We start from the raw sequence: 4,752 nt of genomic DNA on the forward strand, positions 1-4,752 counted from the left end.
AAGCCCCTTTAACTATGCTGTAATTCAAATTAAAAAAAATGAAAATGAAAAAAAATGTTTCAGATTTAATTTTAAGTGTATCGCTTTTATTGCTTTCAATCACTCAATTGCAAAGCCAAACAAAAAGAGTGCTGTTTATTGGAAATAGTTATACCGCTGTAAATAATTTACCCCAAACGATTGCCAGTGTGGCTTCATCTGTGGGAGATAATTTAATTTTTGATAGTAATACCCCCGGAGGATATCGATTTATGGATCATGCTACCAATCCCACTACATTACAAAAAATAGGAATTGGAAATTGGGATTATGTAGTTTTACAAGAGCAAAGTCAATATCCTTCATTTCCAGATTGGCAAGTTGAACAAGAAGTTTACCCTTATGCGCAGTCTTTGAATAATGCTATACTGAATGCAAACCCATGTACTGAAACTATTTTTTACATGACTTGGGGACGAAAAAATGGAGACGCTCAAAACTGTCCTATCTTACCCGACGTTTGTACCTATTTAGGCATGGATAATCTGCTAAACGCAAGATATAGAACGATGGCACAAGACAACAATGCTATCGTATCACCTGTTGGAGCCGTCTGGAGATATATTAGACAAAACTTCCCTTCAATTGAATTATATCAAGCCGACGAAAGCCATCCCTCTGTGGCAGGAACTTATGCAGCTGCATGTGCTTTCTATACCGTAATCTATAGGAAAGACCCTATGCTTATTACATTCAACTCCACGCTTTCAGCTACGGTAGCTCAAAATATTAAAAATGCGACTAAATTAGTAGTATACAACAACCTAGCTGAATGGCGCGTTGGCACGTATGATCCAGTCCCTCAGTTTAATTTTACGATTTCGGGAGGACAAGTTACCTTTAACAACACTTCTTTAAGAGCATCATCCTATATTTGGGATTTTGGAGATAGTACCTCTTCGACTGAAAGTAATCCAACCCATACGTATGCAACTACAGGTACTTTTGCTGTAAAATTAAGAGCATCCAAATGCGGAATAGAAAAACACTTGATCCAAAATGTAACTATCTCACAACTAAATACTGAAATTCCAGCAAATAATGACGCAAATCTGTTGATTTATCCGAATCCAACAAATGCAACACTTAATATTCAACAGGGAAATGACCTTACTATAAACAGCCTAAAAATCTATGACATTTTTGGAAAACTAATTATTGAAGAAACTCAAAACTTCAATCAAATAAATGTTGAAAATTTCACTACAGGTGTTTATATAATTGAAGTAGTTTCAGATGAAAAAATCTACAAGAATAAGTTTATTAAAATTTAACGATAAAAACCAATGATTTAATGAGTGCTTTTGTTTAATTCTTAAAACCGTCATTTGCTTAAAATTTGATTAGAAACTATACCATTTGCAAATAAAAAGTTCTTTATAAGTATTGACTTTACTGTGTAGTAAATTATGATACATATACTCTGTAGTACAAAATTAAGGTAAGCTCTTAAAAAAATTCCAAACTTCTTCCGCAAACTCTATATCCCTATTTTGAATACCACTAGCAGCCGATGAATTACTAAAAACGGTTTTACTTGGAACTTGATGTCCTGCGTTATGCAATACATAATACACAAGTGGATTCGCTCCATTATATACCCTTTTTTCAACATTCCCGGCATCGGTAACATTAACATCAAATTGTGAAACAACAGGGATCTCATTTTGCAATCCATTCCTTTGCAACCAATAGTTAATAGTTGCAGACTGCGATATAACTTTTCCTCGATTGCATTCCCCTCCCAAATTAGCTACGCAACCACCATTGGCTGGCATGGCAGGATCACTGGTACCATGTGTAAGCAATATGGGCAAAGGAATTGAGGAACCTGTTGTACATACCCCACTTTCAGGAAACTCTGGAAGATTTCCACTCGATACTGCAATCGCTTTTATAGTCTCTGGAAATTGAAACGCATAGGAATAGGTCATCAAGGCACCATTACTTGTACCAGTTAAAAACATTTTAGAAGCGTTGATAGCTAACTCAGAAACCAATTGTGCATTCAACTGTTTTAAAAAAGTAATGTCATCGCCTTGACTACCTGAAAAATCATCACTTCTACAATCATTCCATCCTGGATTTCCCTGAATATCAGATGACCCTTCAGGATAAATTACCAAAAATTTTTCTTGATCTGCCAAGTTTCGAAAAACGGATAAAGGATGGGTGCCAAGCTCGGAAACGCCCACACCAGCGCCACCTCCTCCATGTAAAACCATCACCACAGCTTTTACCGAAGTCATTCCCGCAGGACGGTATACCAAATACTTACGGCTAACAGAATTGACAGTTATATAATGAGTGGTCAAGCCTTCCGGATAAGGAATTAAAGCAGGACTTGTATTATTCGAGTGGTCATCATTATTACACCCAAATAAAGAAATTAATACCAATAACAGAAACGATCTAATCATTTTCTAAAAAATTTAAAATTTATACTGATTAGATAGCAATTTCAGAGAAAAGTTTAATCTAACACTTTTTTTAATCAACATTAACACTATAAATTTAAAAGAAATAATCGCTTTATTAATGACTTCCAATAAAGGAATTAAAAGCAGACTTCCCTTGAACGCTATCAAATAGTGAACCATGTTCACCTGCAAGAATCTCAACAAACTGACGGCTTTGACAATCTGTACAATTAAACACCTCTTGTTTAAAAATGGGCCAAGAATACATCTGAATTGGTGAATCATTTAGACCCTGAACATTAAATCCATTCGTAAAATTAAGTAAAGACCGTTCAAAATAAGCATTGCCATTTTCCGAAGTTAAACCATATACATTTTTTAGTTTTGTACATACTGCACTTTGCTGAACTTGCCCGCGCTCTTCTATTTGACAACGATAAACCAGATTTAAAGGTCCCGGAGCATTGGCAATTACACCATGGGTTCTGTGCATTGTATTAAGTCGGCTGACCATATATCCGCCTTGAGAATGACCTGCCAAAAATATTTTACCTACTGTTATTCCTAATTCTTGGTTAGCGGTATTTTTTAACCACAACAGAGCGGCTTCTGCCTGAAGAATTGAATCACCTAATAGTACATTTTCTTGAGGGTAAGCTACACTAATGACCATCATATCATTTCGATCCAAAATCCCCTTGAATTTGTCAAGTGTAGTATTGGCCGCAGTCAACATATCTCGATTACTTGAAATAGTACCCTGAAAAACCATCAAAACATCAACATTTTTCAAATTAGGTTGATCGATAATTACTGTGACTGAAATACCATCATTTTGTATGTTTCTTGTTGTACGTTCCCTAGATATGGGAGGAATAATATTATCCTAACTACAAGAGAAACAATTGATTAATAACAAAAAAACAAAAAGAGAGTAATCGTAACAAAAGCATTAATGTTTTTTATTGCTAAAATTAGTGTCATTAAAAATAGATTTAATTTCCAAATTTCATGTTGCCAACTTTAAACAGTTATGATTAAATAATTAAATAATCACCATAATCCAAAATCAATTCATTAAGTCATTTTATTAAACTCAAATTTCTAACCTTACCAATTCAATTACACTTAAACCCTCTGAAGTATTTCTGAACATAAATAAGCCAAAATTAACTGGAAGCTTAAAACTAATCCTACTGACTTTTTAAAAATAAATGAAATTTATGTTGTGAGATAAACTGAAAATTAACTATCATTTTTTTACAAATTTGTTTCTAAAAATTTTCCCATCTACCGTTTCAGAAACAAGCAAATAATTTCCAGTTTCAAGCATAGATAAATCAATTGGTTCTCCATAATAATATTCCGACTTCGTATAAACAACTTTGCCCGACATATCAATAATTTTTAGTAATGTTTTTTGATTATCACTTTGATTCCCCACAAATAATATTTGAGTAGTTGGATTCGGATACAATTTTATATGATTTGAACCAAATTCAGGATTACTTAATGAGCAAAAAGACCATTCTCCAAAGTTAAGTTGAATGAAGGAAGGCAATCCTAAAAACAAACATATATCAGGGCAATAGGATGTACAAGCCCAAAAACCATAGAAACCTGTGGTAGTAGCAGTATAAGTATCGCCATTCTCATTTGGAATTATACAAGGATCTCCTTGAACGGGTGGTATATCACTAGGAATGCATTTATACCAAGTATGTAAACCATAAACTTGATCAAAACCATTTTCTAAAACTACCGATGCTCCATTGCATACATTATAAGTTTGATTGCCTAGATATTGAGCAGTTCCTGGCTCAAAATTAGCTATCAAGATAGGCAAACCAAAGTTATAACCGTCAGCAAGAATTACCTGACTTTCAGCTGAACATGCTCCTTGAACTACCACAACTTTAAAATAATACAATAAATCGTCAGTTCCATTTATGGTTAACGTTTGAGAATTTGCTCCCTGAATCGCAATCCATGGATTTGGATTTGGCGTACCTGGTGGCACAGCCGCCTATTGTTGCTTATACCATTGATAAGAATCATAGACTTGGGTTGATAAAACCTCTGTATCATCATTATCACAAAAGAGTATTGAATTTTGAGAAAAAACATTCATTCTCGGACTTGTTATTGTAGGGACACAAGCTTGAACTTTAGTTAAGAAAACTAATAGCATAATAGTGAATAAAAAAAAAAATTTCATACTTCCTACTTTTTTTTAATTAATAATAACCACTACTGTCCGATAAAAACTAAAGTTAGTCATTTTTCGACTTGA

The 4,752-nt window shown here is 33.9% G+C and carries 4 protein-coding genes; 1 reads left to right on the plus strand and 3 read right to left on the minus strand.

Annotation, left to right across the window (positions count from 1 at the left end):
* Positions 1-38 precede the first annotated feature (38 nt).
* Positions 39-1,313, plus strand: coding sequence for a T9SS type A sorting domain-containing protein (locus tag CHX27_RS01180; protein WP_094484947.1), 1,275 nt, complete (start codon positions 39-41; stop codon positions 1,311-1,313).
* A 162-nt stretch (positions 1,314-1,475) separates the two neighbouring features.
* On the opposite strand, the gene CHX27_RS01185 is transcribed toward CHX27_RS01180, so the two are convergent.
* The 3 genes from CHX27_RS01185 to CHX27_RS01195 form a co-directional block, all read right to left on the minus strand.
* Entirely contained in the window at positions 1,476-2,459 is a 984-nt protein-coding gene (locus CHX27_RS01185) for an alpha/beta hydrolase family esterase (protein WP_094484948.1), read from the minus strand.
* Between the two features lie 115 nt (positions 2,460-2,574).
* Positions 2,575-3,252 (minus strand): alpha/beta hydrolase family protein, encoded by a 678-nt coding sequence (locus CHX27_RS01190; protein WP_133063382.1) that lies wholly within the window; start codon positions 3,250-3,252, stop codon positions 2,575-2,577.
* A gap of 459 nt (positions 3,253-3,711) precedes the next feature.
* Positions 3,712-4,479 carry a T9SS type A sorting domain-containing protein gene (locus CHX27_RS01195; RefSeq protein WP_094484950.1) on the minus strand — a complete coding sequence of 256 codons (768 nt, stop codon included), beginning with the start codon at positions 4,477-4,479 and terminating at the stop codon, positions 3,712-3,714.
* Positions 4,480-4,752 lie beyond the last annotated feature (273 nt).

Origin of the sequence: Flavobacterium aurantiibacter (assembly GCF_002251775.1) — a bacterium.
GTDB classification, from domain to species: domain Bacteria; phylum Bacteroidota; class Bacteroidia; order Flavobacteriales; family Flavobacteriaceae; genus Flavobacterium; species Flavobacterium aurantiibacter.

Coding starts and splice junctions, on each gene's coding strand:
- CHX27_RS01185 (WP_094484948.1), bottom strand. CDS start 2,459: ATGATTAGATCGTTTCTGTTATTGGTATTAATTTCTTTATTTGGGTGT.
- CHX27_RS01180 (WP_094484947.1), top strand. CDS start 39: ATGAAAATGAAAAAAAATGTTTCAGATTTAATTTTAAGTGTATCGCTT.